Annotated in this window: 14 protein-coding genes and 1 pseudogene; 10 read left to right on the forward strand and 5 right to left on the reverse strand. The window is 74.1% G+C overall.

The annotated features are described in order from the left end of the window. Window positions 1–18: 18 nt before the first annotated feature. Window positions 19–1,233: a cytochrome P450 family protein gene (locus ACZ6NC_RS05685; protein WP_465729331.1), complete on the reverse strand. Its 1,215-nt coding sequence runs from the start codon at window positions 1,231–1,233 to the stop codon at window positions 19–21. A 376-nt stretch (window positions 1,234–1,609) separates the two neighbouring features. Here ACZ6NC_RS05685 and ACZ6NC_RS05690 point away from each other — a divergent pair, with 376 nt between their 5' ends. After that, window positions 1,610–5,131, forward strand: a complete 3,522-nt coding sequence (locus ACZ6NC_RS05690) for a S8 family serine peptidase (RefSeq protein WP_465729333.1) — start codon at window positions 1,610–1,612, stop codon at window positions 5,129–5,131. Window positions 5,132–5,242: 111 nt separating this feature from the next. On the opposite strand, the gene ACZ6NC_RS05695 is transcribed toward ACZ6NC_RS05690, so the two are convergent. The 3 genes from ACZ6NC_RS05695 to ACZ6NC_RS05705 form a co-directional block, all read right to left on the reverse strand. Then, entirely contained in the window at window positions 5,243–5,587 is a 345-nt protein-coding gene (locus ACZ6NC_RS05695; RefSeq protein WP_465729335.1) for a hypothetical protein, read from the reverse strand. Between the two features lie 163 nt (window positions 5,588–5,750). Further along, window positions 5,751–6,221 carry a hypothetical protein gene (locus ACZ6NC_RS05700; protein ID WP_465729337.1) on the reverse strand — a complete coding sequence of 157 codons (471 nt, stop codon included), beginning with the start codon at window positions 6,219–6,221 and terminating at the stop codon, window positions 5,751–5,753. Between the two features lie 116 nt (window positions 6,222–6,337). Next, window positions 6,338–7,381, reverse strand: coding sequence for a LacI family DNA-binding transcriptional regulator (locus ACZ6NC_RS05705; RefSeq protein ID WP_465729338.1), 1,044 nt, complete (start codon window positions 7,379–7,381; stop codon window positions 6,338–6,340). 158 nt (window positions 7,382–7,539) lie between these two features. Between ACZ6NC_RS05705 and ACZ6NC_RS05710 the strand changes: the two genes are divergently transcribed. The 8 genes and pseudogenes from ACZ6NC_RS05710 (at window position 7,540) to ACZ6NC_RS05745 (ending at window position 14,223) form a co-directional block, all read left to right on the forward strand. Beyond that, complete coding sequence (locus ACZ6NC_RS05710; protein ID WP_465729340.1) at window positions 7,540–8,034, forward strand: ABC transporter substrate-binding protein; 495 nt, start codon at window positions 7,540–7,542, stop codon at window positions 8,032–8,034. Next, a complete protein-coding gene (locus ACZ6NC_RS05715) occupies window positions 8,031–9,173 on the forward strand; it encodes an ABC transporter substrate-binding protein (RefSeq protein WP_465729342.1) in 1,143 nt (380 codons plus the stop codon). The genes ACZ6NC_RS05710 and ACZ6NC_RS05715 overlap by 4 nt, the downstream gene beginning before the upstream one ends. Beyond that, window positions 9,170–10,123 carry an ABC transporter permease gene (locus ACZ6NC_RS05720; RefSeq protein WP_465729344.1) on the forward strand — a complete coding sequence of 318 codons (954 nt, stop codon included), beginning with the start codon at window positions 9,170–9,172 and terminating at the stop codon, window positions 10,121–10,123. Before ACZ6NC_RS05715 ends, ACZ6NC_RS05720 begins: the two co-directional genes overlap by 4 nt. After that, window positions 10,120–10,989, forward strand: coding sequence for an ABC transporter permease (locus ACZ6NC_RS05725; protein ID WP_465729346.1), 870 nt, complete (start codon window positions 10,120–10,122; stop codon window positions 10,987–10,989). The genes ACZ6NC_RS05720 and ACZ6NC_RS05725 overlap by 4 nt, the downstream gene beginning before the upstream one ends. Window positions 10,990–10,994: 5 nt before the next feature. Then, window positions 10,995–11,549 (forward strand): annotated as a pseudogene (locus tag ACZ6NC_RS05730) (ATP-binding cassette domain-containing protein); the annotation flags it as partial. A gap of 123 nt (window positions 11,550–11,672) precedes the next feature. Then, window positions 11,673–11,966 carry an oligopeptide/dipeptide ABC transporter ATP-binding protein gene (locus ACZ6NC_RS05735; RefSeq protein ID WP_465729407.1) on the forward strand — a complete coding sequence of 98 codons (294 nt, stop codon included), beginning with the start codon at window positions 11,673–11,675 and terminating at the stop codon, window positions 11,964–11,966. Then, window positions 11,963–12,799, forward strand: a complete 837-nt coding sequence (locus ACZ6NC_RS05740; RefSeq protein WP_465729348.1) for an ABC transporter ATP-binding protein — start codon at window positions 11,963–11,965, stop codon at window positions 12,797–12,799. Before ACZ6NC_RS05735 ends, ACZ6NC_RS05740 begins: the two co-directional genes overlap by 4 nt. After that, entirely contained in the window at window positions 12,796–14,223 is a 1,428-nt protein-coding gene (locus tag ACZ6NC_RS05745; protein WP_465729350.1) for an amidase, read from the forward strand. The genes ACZ6NC_RS05740 and ACZ6NC_RS05745 overlap by 4 nt, the downstream gene beginning before the upstream one ends. Window positions 14,224–14,303: 80 nt before the next feature. Here the strand turns inward: ACZ6NC_RS05745 and ACZ6NC_RS05750 are convergent, their stop codons facing one another. Continuing rightward, the gene (locus ACZ6NC_RS05750) at window positions 14,304–15,011 is read right to left on the reverse strand and encodes a TetR/AcrR family transcriptional regulator (RefSeq protein WP_465729352.1); all 708 of its coding nucleotides are present in this window, start codon (window positions 15,009–15,011) and stop codon (window positions 14,304–14,306) included. A 182-nt stretch (window positions 15,012–15,193) separates the two neighbouring features. Between ACZ6NC_RS05750 and ACZ6NC_RS05755 the strand changes: the two genes are divergently transcribed. Continuing rightward, entirely contained in the window at window positions 15,194–16,699 is a 1,506-nt protein-coding gene (locus ACZ6NC_RS05755; RefSeq protein ID WP_465729409.1) for an APC family permease, read from the forward strand. The last annotated feature ends 7 nt before the right edge of the window (window positions 16,700–16,706 follow it).

Genomic DNA, 16,706 nt, shown 5'->3' on the forward strand with positions numbered 1-16,706 from the left:
GTGGCCTGGCGTCAGGCCTCATGCCCGGAGGCGCACCGGAAGGCTCCGCACGCCGCGCAGGAGTGTGCTCGCCCGCCAGCGGAGGTCGGCGGGCTCGGCGTCGAGGGCGAGGTGGGGGAAGCGTCCGAGGAGGGAGCGCAGGGCGATGGCGGCCTCGGTCCGGGCGAGCGGGGCGCCGAGGCAGTGGTGGATGCCGTGGCCGAAGGCGAGGTGGCCGCGCGGTTCGCGGCGGATGTCGAAGCGGTCGGGGTCGGGGAAGTGGTGCGGGTCGCGGGAGGCGGCGGCGAGTGAGACGAGGACGCTGTCGCCGGCGGGGATGGTGGTGCCGCCGATCTCCACGGGTTCGGCCGCGTGACGGAAGGCGGCGGCGCCGACCGGCCCGTCGTAGCGCAGGGTTTCCTCGATCGCGGCGTCGACCAGGCCGGGATCGGCGCGCAGGGCGGCGAGTTGGTCGGGGTGGGTGAGGAGGGCGAGGGTGGCGCGGGAGATGAGATTGACGGTCGTCTCGTGCCCCGCGACGAGCAACAGGAAGGCCATGCCGAGGAGTTCATCGGCTGACAGCGGGGGCACGCGGTCGCCCCCGGGCCCGTCGCCGACGGACGGTGCGGCGACCAGCGCGCTCAGCAGGTCCCGGCCGGGGGTGGAGCACCGGTCCTCGATGAGGTTGCCCAGGTAGTGGGTCATGCCGGCGACCGCCGCACCGGCGGCCTCGGCGGAGCTGGGCGCGACGATCTCGGCCGACCAGGCGTGGAAGTCGCCGTGGTCGGCCGCCGGTACGCCGAGCAGTTCGCAGATGACGGTCATCGGCAGCGGCAGGGCGTACGAGGCGACGAGGTCGGCGCGGCCGGCGGGCGGCAGCGCGTCGAGCAGGCCGTCCGCGATCTCCTGGATGCGGGGGCGCAGCGCCTGGATCCGGCCGGGGGTGAAGTCGCGGGCGACGAGTGTGCGCAGCCGGGTGTGCTGGGGCGCGTCGGTCTGGAGCATGTTGAGGCCGATGGCGTGGCCGCCGTCGTCGTTCCAGGAGGAGGAGTGGCGGATGTCGTTGCGCAGGCGGGGGTCGGTGAGGGCGGCCCGGGCCTCGTCGCGGGCGACGATCAGCCACACCTCCCCGGACTCCGGCACCAGGACGCGGTGGACGGGCCCCTCGGCGCGGAGTGCGGCGTAGACGGGGTACGGGTCGGTGGTGACGTCGAGGCCTGCGGGGGCGAGGTCCTGAAGCGTTGGAGCGGTCACGGCGGGTCCCTCCCGGCGAGAAAACGGGGACTGTTCCCCGCTTGACGGTCCGACCGTACCAGGAAACGGGGAGAGATCCCCACTTGACGGCGGCCCAGGTGGCGCGTGCTCGCCACCGTCCGGGGTTCACCACGTCCGCCGTGGGCGCGACCCGGCGATCCTCCCGACTCGGGAGTGACGAAAAGGTCTGCAAATAGCCGGATTTCCTTCTCCTTTCTTTACTCTCCGATGGCATTACTCCCCTTGTTGCCTTGGTGTTCGATGCGCTGGAATTCGAGCGTTGTCGGGACGTGCGGCCCGGAGGCATCGCGCGTCCGACCCGGATCCGCGCGCCTGGGCCAAGCAACCTGACGTCTCATCAGACGAAAGGATGTCCATGATCGGCTGGCGGAAATCCCAGCTGGCAGCTGCCGTCACAGTCACCGCCGCGTCCCTGGTCCTGACCTTCGGGACCAGCGCGAACGGCGCGCCCGTCCCCGACTCCGCGAACGCCCAGGCGGCTTCGGCGGCCTCGGCGGGCTCCGTGGACGGAGCTCCGGTACCGGTGATCGTGATTCTCAGGGACCAGATCGCCGAGGCCCCGGCTGACGCCGGGCACCTGGGCGCACGGAAACAGAAGGCGACGTCCGCCCAGGCACCACTGCTGGATCGGGTCAGGGCCGGCGGCGGCACCAACATCAAGAGCTTCGTGGTCGGAAACGCGTTCTCCGCCACGGTCAGCCCGGCTCTGCGGGCGGCGCTGCAGGCCGACCCGGCGGTCGCCTCGGTGGTGACGGACGAGCAGGTCGCCGTCGCCCCGCCGACCGCCGGCAAGGGCACGGGCAAGGACCGGACGGACACCCCCGCGGCCGCCCCCGGAGGCCAGGCGCCGAAGGCGACGGCCGCCGCCCCCGCAGCAGCCGCGGGCGGGAAGGGCGGCGAGGAGAACGCGACCAACACCGTCTGCCCGTCCGACCCGGCCAAGCCGCTGCTGGAGCCGGAGGCCCTGTACTCCACCCTCACGGTCGGCACCGCCGGTTCGCCCGGAGCCGCCGACCTGGCCACCGGCAAGGGCGTGAAGGTCGCGTACATCGCGGACGGGCTCGACCCGGAGAACCCGGACTTCATCCGGGCCGACGGCTCGCACGCCGTCGTCGACTACCAGGACTTCTCGGGCGAGGGCACCGACGCACCGACCGGTGGTGCGGAGGCCTTCGGTGACGCCTCGGCGGTGATCGCGCAGGGCCGCCAGGTCTACGACGTCTCGAAGTTCGTCAACCCCGCGCTCCCGCTGCCGGCCGGTTGCAACATCCGGGTCCGGGGCATCGCCCCCGACGCCTCGCTGGTCGCCCTGAAGGCCGGCGGCGAGATCCTGCCGAACTCCGCGATCCTGCAGGCCATCGACTACGCGGTCACCCACCACGTCGACGTGCTGAACGAGTCCTTCGGCGGCAACGTCACCCCCGACAGCGGTGCGCACGACACCATCTCGCTCTTCAACGACCAAGCCGTCAGGGCCGGCGTGACCATCGCCGTGTCCACCGGCGACGCCGGGATCAGCGGCACCATCGGCACTCCGTCCACCGACCCGAACGTGATCGCGGTCGGTGCCTCCACCGACAACCAGAACTACCAGCAGACCGGTTACGCGGCGGCCCGGTTCTCCAACGGCACCTGGGACAACAGCCGGATCTCCGCGCTCTCCTCGGGCGGTTTCACCCAGGCCGGCCGGACGGTCGACCTGGTCGCCCCGGGTGAGTCGGACTGGGCGCTGTGCTCGCCCGACACCGCCAAGTACACCGACTGCAGCGGCTTCAGCGGCACCGGCTCCCCGATCCAGCCGTTCGGCGGGACCAGCCAGTCCGCGCCGATGGTCACCGGAGCCGCGGCCCTGGTCATCCAGGCGTACCGCGACACCCACAAGGGGGCGTCCCCCGCTCCCGCGCTGGTGAAGAAGTTCCTCACCGGCACCGCCCAGGACCTGGGGCTGCCGGCCGAGGAGCAGGGCGCGGGCCTGCTGAACGTCCGCGCGGCGGTCGAGGCCGCCCGGGGCTACCAGAACGGCCCGGGCGCGAAGGACGGCAACACCGTCGTCGTCACCACCGGCCAGGTCGACATCACTGGCGCCCCTGCCTCGACCCACACCGCCGACGTGACGGTCACCAACACCGGTTCCACCCCGCAGACGGTGAGCGGTGCCACCCGCACCTTCGCCCCGCTCTCCGACGACCGGCGGACCGTCCAGCTGAACTCCTCCTCCGACCAGACCTTCAAGTACGCCACCAACGGCGCCACCTGGGTCCAGCAGCAGGTCACGTTCAGCGTTCCGGCCGGCGCCGACCGCCTGGCGGCGTCGATCGCCTGGCAGGGCGCGGCCAGCCCGGTCGGCAACGGCCCGGTGGTCCGGATGACCCTGCTCGACCCTTCCGGCCGGTTCGAGACCAACACCCGTCCGCAGGGTGGTGCGACCCCGGCCGACTTCGGCCTGGTGGACGTCCCGCACCCGGTGGCGGGTGACTGGACGGCGATCCTCTACACCCCGGCCGGCCAGAACGGCTACACCGGCCCGGTCCTGCTGGACACCGCCACCCAGCGCGCGGTGCCGGCCGGCGCCGTGAGCCCGCAGGTGGTCGAGCTGGCGCCGGGCGCCAGCAAGACCCTTCACGTCCAGGTCACCACCCCGGCGAGCGGCGGCGACGCCAGCGAGTCGGTCACCATCGCCACCTCCGACGGCCGCACCACCAGCGTGCCGGTGGTCCTGCGCAGCCTGGTCCCGGTCAGCCAGGGCACCGGCAGCTTCACGGGCACCCTCACCGGCGGCAACGGCCGCGGCAGCTCGCCCACGCAGAGCTTCGCCTACGCCTTCGACGTCCCGAAGGGCCGGCACGACCTGCGGGTCGGCGTGACGGTCGCCAAGGACCCGAAGCTGCTCATGCAGGGCGCCCTGATCAGCCCGAATGGCACACCGGTCGACATCGAGGGCAACGCGCTCCTCGACGCGAGCGGCAAGCTCACCGGCACCACCGCCGGTGTCTCGGCCACCACGGTCAACCCTGCCGCGGGCCGCTGGCGGTTCGTCCTGAACGTGCTCGGCCCGGTCAGCGGCGCGGAGCTCAGCCAGCAGTTCACCGGGACGATCGGCCTCGACCTCGACCGGGCCACCGCGGCCGGCCTGCCGAACGACCCCCGCACGAAGCTGGCGGCGGGCAAGCCGGTGACGGTGAGCGTGAACTACACCAACAACACCGTCGCCACCCAGAACGTCGCGACGGACGCCCGGCTCGACGGCCGGGTCGACCTTCCGCTGGTGCCGCAGGGCACCTCGGCGACGGTCGGCCTGCCGCTGACCGTCGAGTCGTCCACCCCGTCGTTCCTGGTCCCGCCGGGCACCGACGCGCTGACCGCGGTGTCGGCCTCCTCGGTGCCGGCCCACCTGGAGATCAGCGGCGCCGCCGGATCGCCCGACCTGTTCGGCGACCTGAAGAAGGCCCAGAACGGCTCGACCGTCTCGGTCGCGCGGGACGCCGGAAGCCCCGCGCAGCCGATCGTCCCGGGCAGGTGGAGCACCTACGTCCAGCAGATCGGCCCGTTCGGCACCGCCGGTGCCCCGGCCGGTACGGCCACCATCACCGCCACCGCGCACACCCAGGCGTTCGACCCGGCGGTGGCCTCCAACACCGGTGACCCGTTCGCCGCCGCGGTCAGCGCCACCGCCCCGGCCGCCGCCCCGGTGGCCGTCCAGCCCGGCGCCACGGGCACGCTGCAGGTCACGCTCACCCCGACCGGCCCGAAGGGTGGCACCGTCCACGGCGTGCTGTACCTGGTCTCCGGCCCGACCGGGGTGGCCACCGCCAACAACCAGCTCGGCACCACGGGTTCGGTTCTGGCGGCGATCCCGTACAGCTACACGGTCAACTGACACCTCGTCGGACCGGCCGAGGCCGCCCCGGGACTCCGGGGCGGCCTCGGCTGCTCTCCGGTCGCCGGAGCCGGCCATCCCGGGCGCGCCCCCCTCGGCGAGTGCCAGGGGCTACGGGCGCTCCTCGTGGTGGCCGCAGAGCCAGGCCAGTGCCCCGTAGGCGCCCAGGGCGTAGTCGGCGTCCACACCGCGCCCGGCGCCGGCGCGGATCTGGACGGCGGCGGCCTGGAACTCCGCCAGCAGCTGCGCCCGGCACGGCCCGACGGCACCGACGGCCGCCGACGCGGTCACCGGGGCGCCCACCTGGGTGCCCACCGCCCAGCGGTAGGCGCCCAGCACGCCGTGCTCGTAACGCGTCCACGGCTGGCGGCGGTTGTTGGCCGTCTCCAGGGCGGCGAACACCTCCGCCACGGAACGCACTCCCACCGCCACCATCGTCGTCTCGTCGGCAGTCATGCCCCCGACGCTACGACCGTGCCGGCCCCGGCGCCCGGCATGCTCCCCTGCTCCGGCGGGCGGGCGCCCGGTCGGGCCGCCCGCCCGCGCGGCCTGGCCCGGGTCACGGCGGCCCCCGCACCGCTGACCCGGCCGGGTGAACCTGTCCGCGGGCAGCGGCCGTTCACCGGCTCTCGATACCCACCGTCCCGTGCAGCAGCAGGCCCGCCACCCGCGCCTCGTCCAGGCTCCGGGTGAACGCCGCCACCCGCTCCTGCGGCTCCAGGCTCATCAGGCCCGCCGGCCACGTACCGGGCGGGACCACGATCACCACCACGCCACCGCGCCTCTCCGCGGCCGCCAGCCAGCCGGGCGAGACCGCCACCCCGGCGGCCGGCTCCCAGACCTGCCGGCCGCCCACCAGCACCAGCCGCTCGAACCGCTGCCCGCCCACCTCCACCACCCCGGTGGTCTGCGGCGGCTCGCCCGCCGCGAGGACGAACCCGCTGTCCACGGCGTCCACCACCAGCTCGCCGTGCAGCCGCGCACCGACCTCCACGATCGCCTCGGCGACCAGGGCGCCCGCCGACTCGCGCACCGCGAACGCCCACACCATCGGCGCCCGCCGGGCACCACCATCCGCCTCGTCTGCCACACCCTGCCCAACGAGCCGGCCGCCCTTCGGCTTCCCCTGCGGAAGAGTCCTTTTTGCGGGAGGTCCCTCGTCCAGAGGCCTCCGCCGCCCCCTCGCCGCCCGCGCCGCCCCGGCTTCTACGGCCGGGAGCGCCGGGAGGAGGCCCGGATCTCCAGCCTGGTCTCCACCAGCGTGCCCGTCGGCTCCTGGCTGCCGCTCTCCAACGCGGCCACCAGCAGCTCGATCCCGGCCACCGCGACCCGCTCCGGCTGGAGGCTGAGGGTGGTCACCGGCGGGTCGGCGTATTCGGCCGAGGCGTCCTCGCTGACGCAGACCAGCAGCAGATCGCCGGGCACCGAACGGCCGTGCCGCCGGGCCGCGTCGAGGACCAGCGGCGGGCTCGCCTCGCTGGCGACCAGGAGCGCGTCCGGCGGCTCGGCGCCGCTCAGCGCCTGCTCCACCGCCGCGATCGCCGGGCCGCTGCCGGGCGCGGTGGAGAGCACCACCTGCGGCTCGGCCCCGTGCCGGGCGCACCAGCCGCGGTAGGCGTTCAGCATTTCGATGTGGAAGCGGATCGCGGTGTCCGGCACGACGGCCGCCACCCGCCGCGCGCCTTCGGCTCGCAGGTGGTCCAGCACCTCTGTCACGGCGGCCTCGGTGTCGATGTCCACCCAGTGCGCGCCGGGGCGGCCCTCGACCGAGCGGTCGGTGAACACCGGGATGCGGGCCGCGATGAAGTCCTCCACCAGCGGGTCGCCGGCCACCGGGTCGGCGACGATCGCGGCCTCCAGCGGCAGGTCGGCCCAGGCCTCCGGGGCCGAGCCGGTGGGCAGCATCACCAGCGCGTAGCCGTGCCGCAGCGCCTCCCGCGCGGTGGCACCGGTCAGCTGCGCGTAGTACGGCGAGTCGAGGCAGGCCCACGGCTCGGTGGCGAACTCCCCGACCGCGCAGCCGATCAGCCGGGCGTGCCCGGCGCGGAGGAGGCGCGCGGTGGCGTTCGGCCGGTAGCCGAGCCGGCGGGCGGCCTCACGGGCGCGCTCGCGCACGGCGTCCGACATCCGGCCGGTGCCGTTGAGCGCGGCCGAGACCGTCGTCTTGGAGAGCCCGGCCTCGCGGGCGACGTCGACGAGGCGGACGCGGGGCACGGCCGCCGGGCCGCCGGGGCGGGGGTTATCGGTCATGTGCTGATGCTGCCAGCCCCGAGGGCTCCGCGTCACCCTCCCGTGACCTGTGGAAAATCGTTCCCGCAAACCCTTGTGCGGGAACGTTCCCGCATCAATACTCGCCACCAACTCCCAGCGCCCCCACAACCCCCTGAAAGGGGTGGGTCTCCTTGCGCATGCCCAGATCCGCCAGCCTGCTCGCCACCGCCGTCCTGGTCGCCTGGGCGGCCACCGGCTGCTCCGGCGCCACCAAGAGCGGCACCGACTCCGCGAGCGGCGCCGCCTACCAGGTCACCCCGGACACCCCCGCCGCCCAGGGCCCGATCCCGTCCTTCACGTGGTCGCTGTACGCCGAACCGCAGACCCTCGACTACGCGCTGGCCTACGACTACCCCCCGAACACCGTGCTGGCCAACGTCTGCGAGCAGCTGTTCCGGGTCACCCCGGACATGAAGACCGTGCCGGCCCTGGCCGCCGGCTTCGCCCACCCCGACCCGCTGACCTGGGTGTACACCCTGCGCGCGGGCGTGAAGTTCCACGACGGCTCGACCATGACGGCGGACGACGTGGTGGCCTCCCTGCAGCGCCACCTCGACCCGGACACCGGCTCGGCCTGGGGCACCGCCTTCAAGAACGTCGCCTCGATCGAGAAGTCCGGCCCGCTGGGGTGACGATCAGGCTCACCAAGCCCGACGTGCTGCTGAACGAGCTGCTGGCGGCCTCCCCCGGCACGGTCGAGAGCGCCGCCTTCCTCGCCAAGGCCGGCAAGGACTACGGCACTCCGAAGGGCGGGGTGAACTGCACCGGCCCGTACGCCGTCGACAAGTGGGCGCAGGGCGACAGCCTCACCCTGAAGAAGTACCCCGGCTACTGGGACACCTCGCTCGCCCCCAAGTCGGACAGCGTCAGATTCGTCTTCATCCAGGACCCTGCCGCCCGCGCCAACGCCTTCCTCTCCGGATCGGTCGACGGCGGGTACATGGTGCCGTCCGCCTCGCTCGCGCAGCTCAAGGCGTCCCCGCAGGGCACGGTGCACTTCGGCCCGAACACCGCCGCCACCGAGCTCGCCGTCCTCGACCTCAAGGGCACGCTCGGCGACCCGAAGGTCCGTCAGGCGCTCTCCAAGGCGCTGGACCGGCCCGGCATCATCAAGGCCGCGGTCGGCGGGGTCGGCACCCCGGCCAAGGCCCCGGCCGCGCAGGCCGCCTGGGGCGTCGCGCCGGAGCGCACCGCCGACTACTTCGCGGCCCTGCCCGAGCCGGTCTACGACCTGGCGGGGGCCAAGAAGCTGGTCCAGGAGGCCGGCGCCGGCGGCAGGAAGGTCGTCGTGGCCACCAGCACGCTCGCCCCCGAGATCGGCGTGGTCGCCAACGCCGTGCAGGCGGCCGGCAAGCAGATCGGTCTGGACGTCGAGCTGAGGCCGGTCGCGCCCGACGCGTACACCGCGCTGTTCACCGACCCGGCCGCGCGGGAGGGCATCGACCTGGTGGTCACCAACGGCTACGACAGCACCCCCGACCCGCTGGAGTTCTACCAGTCGCTGCACACCGGCGACTTCGGCAACTACGGCAGCTGGTCGAACGCCGAGTACGACGCGCTCTTCGACCAGGCGATCGCCTCCACCGACCCGGTCACCCGCGCCGACCTGACCGCGAAGCTCCAGCAGATCGCCGTGCGCGAACTCCCCGGCATCCCGCTGTACGAGCAGCCGTACTCGGTGTTCCTGAACAAGCGGATCACCGGCGCGCCGACCGGCATCGCCCAGCTGTACTACCCGTGGGCGGCCACGATCGGCGCCGCGAAGCGATGACCCGCCACCTTCTCGGCCGGCTCCTCGGCCTGGCGGGTGTGCTGCTGGCGACCTCCTTCGTGGTCTTCAGCGCCGTGCACCTCGCCCCCGGGGACCCAGTGGCCTTCCTGCTCAAGGGCCATCCGGCGACGCCCGAGGCCCGGGCCGCGATCACCGCGCAGTACCACCTGGACGACCCGTTCCTCACCCAGTACCTGAAGTGGCTCGGCGGCGTCCTGCACGGGGACTTCGGCCGCTCCGTGCAGTTCCGCCAGGACGTCGGCCCGCTGATCTCCTCGCGGCTGCCCGGCACCGCCCTGCTGATCGGGTACGCCGCCGCGCTGATCTGCGCGGTCGGCGTGCCGGCCGGCGTCCTCGCCGCGCTGCGCGGCGGCTGGTTCGACCGGGCCGTGCTGCTCGGCACCGGCGTCACCACCGCGACCCCGCCGTTCGTCAGCGCGATCGCGCTGGTCTCGCTCTTCTCGGTGCAGCTCGGCTGGTTCCCCGGCCCCGGCTCCCAGGGCACCGGCCTCGCGGGCCGGCTCTACCACCTGACGCTGCCCGCCGCCGCGCTGGCGGTGACCCTGGCCGGCCTGCTGGCCCGGGTGACCCGTTCGGCGATGCTCGACGAACTCGGCCGCGAGCACGTCGAGGCCGCCCGCTCGCGCGGCGTCCCGGAGCGCACGGTGGTACGCCGGCACGTGCTGCGCAACGCGCTCGGCCCGATCGTCACCGTCGGCGGCACCATGCTGGCCGGCCTGCTGGTCTCCACCTCGATCGTGGAGACCGCCTTCAACGTCCCCGGCATCGGCTCGCTGCTGGTGCAGTCGGTGACGGTCAAGGACTTCCCGGTCGTCCAGGCGCTCACCCTGCTCACCGTGACCGGCTTCGTCGTGGTCAACCTGGCCGTGGACCTCCTCGCGCCGCTCGTCGACCCCCGGCTCTCCCTCACCCGCCGAGGTGCCTCATGACCACCGCCACCCTGGCCGGGCCGGGCCGCCGCCCCGGCCTGCGCCGCCTCCGGGCCTTCGGGCAGGGCCCGCTGTTCACCGCGGCCGTCGTGGTGCTGGCCGTACTGGTCCTGGCCGCGGCCCTCGCGCCGCTGCTCGCCCCGTACGAGCCGGACCTGATCGACCTGCAGTCCGGCCTCGCCGGCAGCAGCGCCGACCACCTGCTCGGCACCGACCAGTCCGGCCGCGACGTCCTCTCCCGGCTGCTGTACGGCGCACGCACCGGTCTGCTCGGGCCGCTGCTGGTGGTCGGGGTCTCGACGCTGCTGGGCATCCTGCTCGGCGTGGTGGCCGGCTGGCGGGGCGGCTGGGCGGACGCCCTGCTGTCGCGCGCGTTGGACGTGGTGTTCTCGTTCCCCGGGCTCCTGCTGGCGATCATGTTCGTCGCGGTCACCGGCCCGGGCATGACCGCACCGGTCATCGCCATGGCGGTCGCCTACACCCCGTACGTGGGGCGGCTGGTGCGCGGGATCGCCCGGCAGGAGAAGAGCCGGCCGTACATCGAGTCCTACCTGGTCCAGGGCTGGTCGGGCCGGACCATCTGCCTGCGGCACCTGTTGCCCAATATCGCCCCGACGGTGCTCGCCCAGTCCGCGATCAACTTCGGGTACGCGCTGATGGACCTGGCGGCGCTCTCCTTCCTCGGCTTCGGCGTGCAACCGCCGAGCGCCGACTGGGGCGCGATGATCAACGAGGGCCAGTCGGCCGTCCAGCAGGGAGCGATGCTGCCCGCGCTGGCGCCGTCCGCGTGCATCGTGATCGCCGTCGTGGCGTTCGGAATCGTCGGCGAGGGCATCGCCGACCGGGTCGCGAAGCGGGATCGGTGAGAGCCATGACCACGCCCCTGTTGGAGATCGAGAACCTCCGCGTACGGCTGCCGGACGGGCGGGCCGCCCGCCCGATCCTGGACGGTGTCTCCCTGCACGTCGCGGCCGGCGAGACGGTCGCGCTGGTGGGCGAGTCCGGCTCCGGGAAGTCGGTCGCCTGCCGCAGCGTCCTCGGCCTGCTGCCCGAACACGCCCGCACCGACGGGCAGGTCCGGGTCGGCGGCCGCGACGTGCTGACCCTGGACCGGGCGGGCCTGCGCGAACTCCGGGCCCGTCAGGTCGCGATGGTCTTCCAGGACCCTCGCGCCTGCGTCAACCCGCTGCGGCGGGTGGGCGACTTCCTCACCGAGGGGCTGCGGGCGGCCGGCACACCCGCCGACCGGGCCGCCGACCGGGCCCAGGAGCTGCTGGAGGCGGTCGGCATCCGCGATCCGCGCGGCGCCCTGCGACGCTACCCGCACCAGTTCTCCGGCGGCATGCTGCAACGCGTCGTCATCGCGGCGGCCCTGGCCGGCGAACCGGCCCTGCTGCTCGCCGACGAGCCGACCACCGCGCTCGACGTCACCACCCAGGCCGAGGTCATCGCGATCCTCACCCGCCTGCAGGCCGAGCGCGGCACCGGGATGCTCTTCGTCACCCATGACCTGGAGCTGGCCTCGGCGATCTGCGACCGCGTCTACGTCATGTACGCGGGGCGGATCGTGGAGACCCGGTCCGCCCGGGCCCTCTTCGACCGCCCCCGCCACCCGTACACCGCGGGCCTGCTCGCCTGCACGCCGCGCCTCGGGCCCGACGCCGCGCCGCCGCGCCCCGTCCCCGGCCGGCCGGTCTCGCTCGCCGAGTCCCCGCCGGGCTGCGCCTTCGCCCCGCGCTGCGGCTTCGCCGAGGAACGCTGCACGGCCGCTCGGCCCGCCCTGGAACCGCACGACGACGGCCTCGTCGCGTGCCTGCGCGCCGACGAAGGGATCCTGTCGTGAGCTCATCCCCCGGCCTGGTCGTGAACGGGCTGCGGAAACGGTTCGGCGATCACCTGGCCGTCGACGGGGTCTCCTTCACCCTGCCGCCGGGCGGCTCGCTCGGCATCGTCGGCGAATCCGGCTGCGGCAAGACCACCACCGCCCGGATGCTGGTCGGCCTGGAGCAGCCCGACGGCGGCACCGTCCATCTGGACGGGCGCGACCGCTCGGCCCGCGCCCGCGGCCGCACCGAACGGCTGGCCCGCGCCCGGGAGATCCAGATGGTCTTCCAGGACCCGTACCTCTCGCTCGACCCGCGGATCACCGTCGGCGCCTGCGTCGACGAGGTGCTGCGGCTGCACGCCGCAGCGGACGCGCCCGCACGGCGCGCGCGGGTCGCCGAACTCCTCGACCAGGTCGGGCTCGGCGCCCGCGAGGCCGCCGCACTGCCGCGCGCACTCTCCGGCGGGCAGCGCCAACGGGTCGCCATCGCACGGGCGTTGGCCGCCGAACCACGGGTACTGATCCTGGACGAGGCGGTCGCCGCACTCGACGTCTCCATCCAGGCCCAGATCCTCGACCTGCTGGCCGGCATCCGCCGGGAGGCCGGCATCGGCTTCCTCTTCGTCAGCCACGACCTCGCGGTCGTCCGGCACACCACCGACCGGGTCGTGGTGCTCCGGGACGGCCGGGTGGTCGAGTCCGGCCCGACCGCCGACGTGCTCGGCAACCCGCAGCACGCCTACACCCGGCTCCTGCTCGACTCGGTCCCGCGCCCCGGCTGGGCCCCGGCCCGCATCGCCGAGGGCCGGCGCGCCCTGAACCACCCGTCCGAACGAGAGAGCGTCAGATGACCGACTCCACCGAACTCGCCCACCTGCCCGCCACCGAGGCGCTGCGCCGCTTCCGGGACCGCTCGCTGTCGCCGGTCGAGCTGATGACCGCCGTCATCGAGCGCGCCGAGGCGGTCGAGCCCCGGGTCAACGCGCTCGCCGAGCGCACCTTCGAACAGGCGCTCGTCGCCGCCCGCAGCGCCGAGGCGCGGTACGCGGGACGGGGCGAGCCGCCGCGCCCGCTGGAGGGCCTGGCCGTCGCCACCAAGGAGGAGCAGCCGATCGCCGGGCGCCGCGCCACCGACGGCTCGCTGGCGTTCGAGCACGAGATCGCCGACCGCACCCACCCGGTCGTCGAGCGGATCATCGATGCCGGCGGGATCGTGCACGCCCGCACCACCACGCCGGAGTTCAGCTGCGCGGCGTTCACCCAGTCCCGGCTCTGGGGCGTCACCCGCAACCCGTGGAACCTCGCCTACTCCCCCGGCGGCTCCTCCGGCGGTTCGGCCGCCGCCCTCGCGGCCGGCGAGACCACGCTCGCCACCGGCTCGGACATCGGCGGCTCCATCCGGCTCCCGGCCTCGTGCACCGGCACGGTCGGCTTCAAGCCCCCGTACGGCCGGGTGCCCGCGATGGCGCCGTTCAACCTCGACACCTACTGCCACGACGGCCCGATGGCCCGCACCGTCGCCGACTGCGCGCTGCTGCAGAACGTCATCGCCGGACCGCACCCGCTGGACGGCGTCTCGCTGCGGCCCAAGCTGGTGCTGCCCGAGCGGTTCGAGGGCGTCACGGGCCTGCGGATCGCCCTCTCCGTCGACCTCGGCGACTGGCCCGTCGACCCCGAGGTCGAGGCCAACACCCGCGCCGTGGCACAGGCGCTGCGCGCGGCGGGCGCGGTGGTGGAGGAGGTGGACGTCAAACTCTCCCGGGCCGAGGTGCGGGAGGCCGCGATGATCCACTTCGGGGCGGTCTTCGGCGCCTACGTCTCCTCGGTCGCGGCCGAGCACGGCGCGCTGCTCACCCCGTACGCGCTGGCCTTCGCCGAGGAGGTGGGCGAGGCCTGCCGGGAGCCGGGGACGTTCCTGGCCGGCCTGGAGACCGAGGCCCGGATCCAGGCGGTGCTCGGCGAACTGCTCGACCGCTACGACCTGCTGCTCTGTCCGACCACCGGCACTCCGGCCCTGCTCGCCGACGACGACTACACCGTGACCAAGGTGTCGGTCGGGGGCCAGGAGCTGGAGCACTATATGGACTCCGCGCTGACCACGGTGTTCAACATCGCCGGCCGCTGCCCGGTGCTGAGCGTGCCCTCCGGGGTCGCCTCGACCGGGGTGCCGACCGGTGTCCAGCTGGTCGGGCGGACGTACGACGACGTGACGGTCTTCCGCGCGGCGGCGGCCCTGGAAGCCGTCCGGCCGTGGCAGCGCATCGCTCCGCTCTGATCGTGCCCACCGGCCTCGGGGCCCGGCCGCCCGCCCGGCCGGGCCCGCTCCGTCCGCCGCCGACCGCGACCGGCCCGGCCTCACCTGGCCGACGGCTCCAGCCGGGCGGCGGCGGCGTCCAGCAGCAGCTCCAGCGCGAACGGGTACCCGCTGCGCCGCATGTCGGCCGCGAGCAGGCGGGCCGTCGCGGCGATGTTCGGGTGGGTGGCGGCGGGCAGCGTCGCGTAGTTCGCCCGCCAGACCGCCAGGTCGGCCGCCTGCGCCGCCGACGGGAGGGCCAGTGCGGCCGCGTCCAGGGCGGCGAAGGCGAGCGCCTGGTCGACGAAGGCGTGGTAGATCCGTACCGCCTCACCGTCCGGGAACCCGGCCGTCCGCAGCACCCCGAGGATCGCCTCGACCGCCCGGGTCTCGTTCTCCCGGCCTGTCGTCCGGTGGGCCGCCAGCATCGCCGCCTGGGGGTGCGCCTGGTACGCGGCGTGGATGCGCAGCCCGATGTCCCGCAGGTCGGCCCGCCAGTCGCCGGTGGCCCGCCGGCCCTGCTGGGCGCGTCCGATCAGTTCGTCGGCGATGGCCAGCAGCAGGTCGTCGGTGCTGCGGAAGTACCGGTACAGCGAGCTGGGGTCGGCGCCGAGGGCCGCGCCGAGCCTGCGCACGGTGAGGGCGTCCGCGCCGTGCTGCCCGATCAGCTTCAGCGCCGTCTCCACGATTACCTGCGCAGACAGCACCGTGCCCTGGCGGGTCGGCCGTCTGCGCCGCCGCTGCGCCTCCGGGACCACTCGTTCGCTCATGCCGCGGAGCTTATGACAACGGCATTGACGTGTGAAGCGCGCGGACGGTTTCATTTCCAGCCACCGGCCGCCCCCCATCTCCGGCCGGCTCCCCCCACACGCGAGGCGGTACACCCTTGGCACCATCGGTCCGGGACCGGGGCCACGCCCGGAGCACCCAGGTCGCACACCCCCACGCGACCATGCGCAAGTCGGTCGGCATCCAGGACGGCGTGGTCATCGCCGCCTCGACCACGGCGGCCACCACCAGCATCGGCATCGGCCTGGGGCTGACGGCGGGCGTGGTCGGCCTGCACCTGCCGGCGCTGACGCTGCTGGCGTTCCTGCCGGTGCTCGCGATCGCCGGCGGCTACGGTCGGCTCAGCCGGGTCGAGCCCAACGCCGGCAACAGCTACAGCTGGGTCGGCCGTACCCTCAACCCCTGGCTGGGCTTCCTGTCGGGCTGGGTGAGCATCGTCGGCACACTCCTCTTCATGGCCTACACCACGGCGGTCACCGGCTCGGCCGTCCTCCAACTGGCCGGCCAGGCCGGACTGCACCGCCTCGCGGGCCTCACCCTCGACCCGGACTCCACCCTGCAGACCACCCTGATCGGCCTGACGGTGCTGGCCGCCGCCACCGTCGTCGCGGTCCGCGGCCTCGACCTCGCCGCCCGGCTGCAGAAGTACCTGCTGGTCTTCGAGTACGCGGTGCTGCTGGCCTTCTGCGGCTACGGCCTGGTCGCCGGCGACCAGCCCTTCTCGCTCGACTGGTACAACCCGTTCGCCATCCCCTCGCTCTCCGCCCTGGCCCAGGGCATGGTGCTGGCGGTGTTCTGCTACTGGGGCTTCGAGTCGGTGTTCTCGATCGGCGAGGAGGTCCGTGACCCGCGCGACGCCTCCCGGGGCGGGTTCATCGCCCTCACGGTGATCATGCTGCTGCTCCTCCTCGCCGGCACCTCCTTCCAGCGCGTCCTGCCGCTGGACGAACTCGCCGGTAACGGCGCCCAGGGCCTCAGCTACTTCGGCGCCAAGCTCGCCGGCCAGCCGCTCGCGGCACTGCCGCTGGTCGCGCTCACCCTCTCCGCCGCCGCTTCGCTCCAGGCCTCGGTCATCCCGACCGCCCGCGGCATGTTCGCCATGGGCCGCGACGGCACCCTCGGCCCGGTGTGGACCAGGCTCCACCCCCGGTTCGCCACACCCGCCGCCGGCACGGTCCTGATCAGCGCCCTCGCCACCGCCCTCGCCCTGGCCTCGCTGACCGTCCCGACCGTGAGCGACCTGATCTCCGCCGCGGTGAACGCCAGCGGCATCATGGCCTCCTTCTCCTACGCGCTGACCGCCGTCGCGGCCGCCGTGCGCTTCCGCCACCTGCTGCGCACCTCCCCGTGGGAGGGCCTGCGGGCGGTGGTGGCACCGCTGCTCGGCGCGGCCGTGCTGCTCGCCGTCGGCGGCTACCTCGCCTGGACCTTCTACAGCTCGGCCGACCACTTCGAGCTCAACGCCGGCAACGGCTGGTTCCAGCTGCTGGTGCCCGCGCTGATGGTCGGGTCCGGGCTGCCGGCCGCGGCCTGGGCCCGGTGGGTGCGCAGGTCCCCGTACTTCGTCCGCGGCCACGGCGCCGCGGGCGACCGGCCGGGCGCACCCGACACGCCCGGGACACACGACACGCCGGGGGCTGACGTGCACCGACCCGCCGTAAAGGCCTAGACCATTG

Source organism: Kitasatospora sp. NPDC041988, assembly GCF_055588525.1.

What these genes read in the sequence shown, in the direction of transcription:
- ACZ6NC_RS05745 (WP_465729350.1), top strand. Translation starts at nt 12,796, where the DNA reads ATGACCGACTCCACCGAACTCGCCCACCTGCCCGCCACCGAGGCGCTG.
- ACZ6NC_RS05710 (WP_465729340.1), top strand. Translation starts at nt 7,540, where the DNA reads ATGCCCAGATCCGCCAGCCTGCTCGCCACCGCCGTCCTGGTCGCCTGG.
- ACZ6NC_RS05725 (WP_465729346.1), top strand. Translation starts at nt 10,120, where the DNA reads ATGACCACCGCCACCCTGGCCGGGCCGGGCCGCCGCCCCGGCCTGCGC.
- ACZ6NC_RS05755 (WP_465729409.1), top strand. Translation starts at nt 15,194, where the DNA reads ATGCGCAAGTCGGTCGGCATCCAGGACGGCGTGGTCATCGCCGCCTCG.
- ACZ6NC_RS05750 (WP_465729352.1), bottom strand. Translation starts at nt 15,011, where the DNA reads ATGAGCGAACGAGTGGTCCCGGAGGCGCAGCGGCGGCGCAGACGGCCG.
- ACZ6NC_RS05735 (WP_465729407.1), top strand. Translation starts at nt 11,673, where the DNA reads ATGTACGCGGGGCGGATCGTGGAGACCCGGTCCGCCCGGGCCCTCTTC.
- ACZ6NC_RS05695 (WP_465729335.1), bottom strand. Translation starts at nt 5,587, where the DNA reads ATGACTGCCGACGAGACGACGATGGTGGCGGTGGGAGTGCGTTCCGTG.
- ACZ6NC_RS05690 (WP_465729333.1), top strand. Translation starts at nt 1,610, where the DNA reads ATGATCGGCTGGCGGAAATCCCAGCTGGCAGCTGCCGTCACAGTCACC.
- ACZ6NC_RS05705 (WP_465729338.1), bottom strand. Translation starts at nt 7,381, where the DNA reads ATGACCGATAACCCCCGCCCCGGCGGCCCGGCGGCCGTGCCCCGCGTC.
- ACZ6NC_RS05720 (WP_465729344.1), top strand. Translation starts at nt 9,170, where the DNA reads ATGACCCGCCACCTTCTCGGCCGGCTCCTCGGCCTGGCGGGTGTGCTG.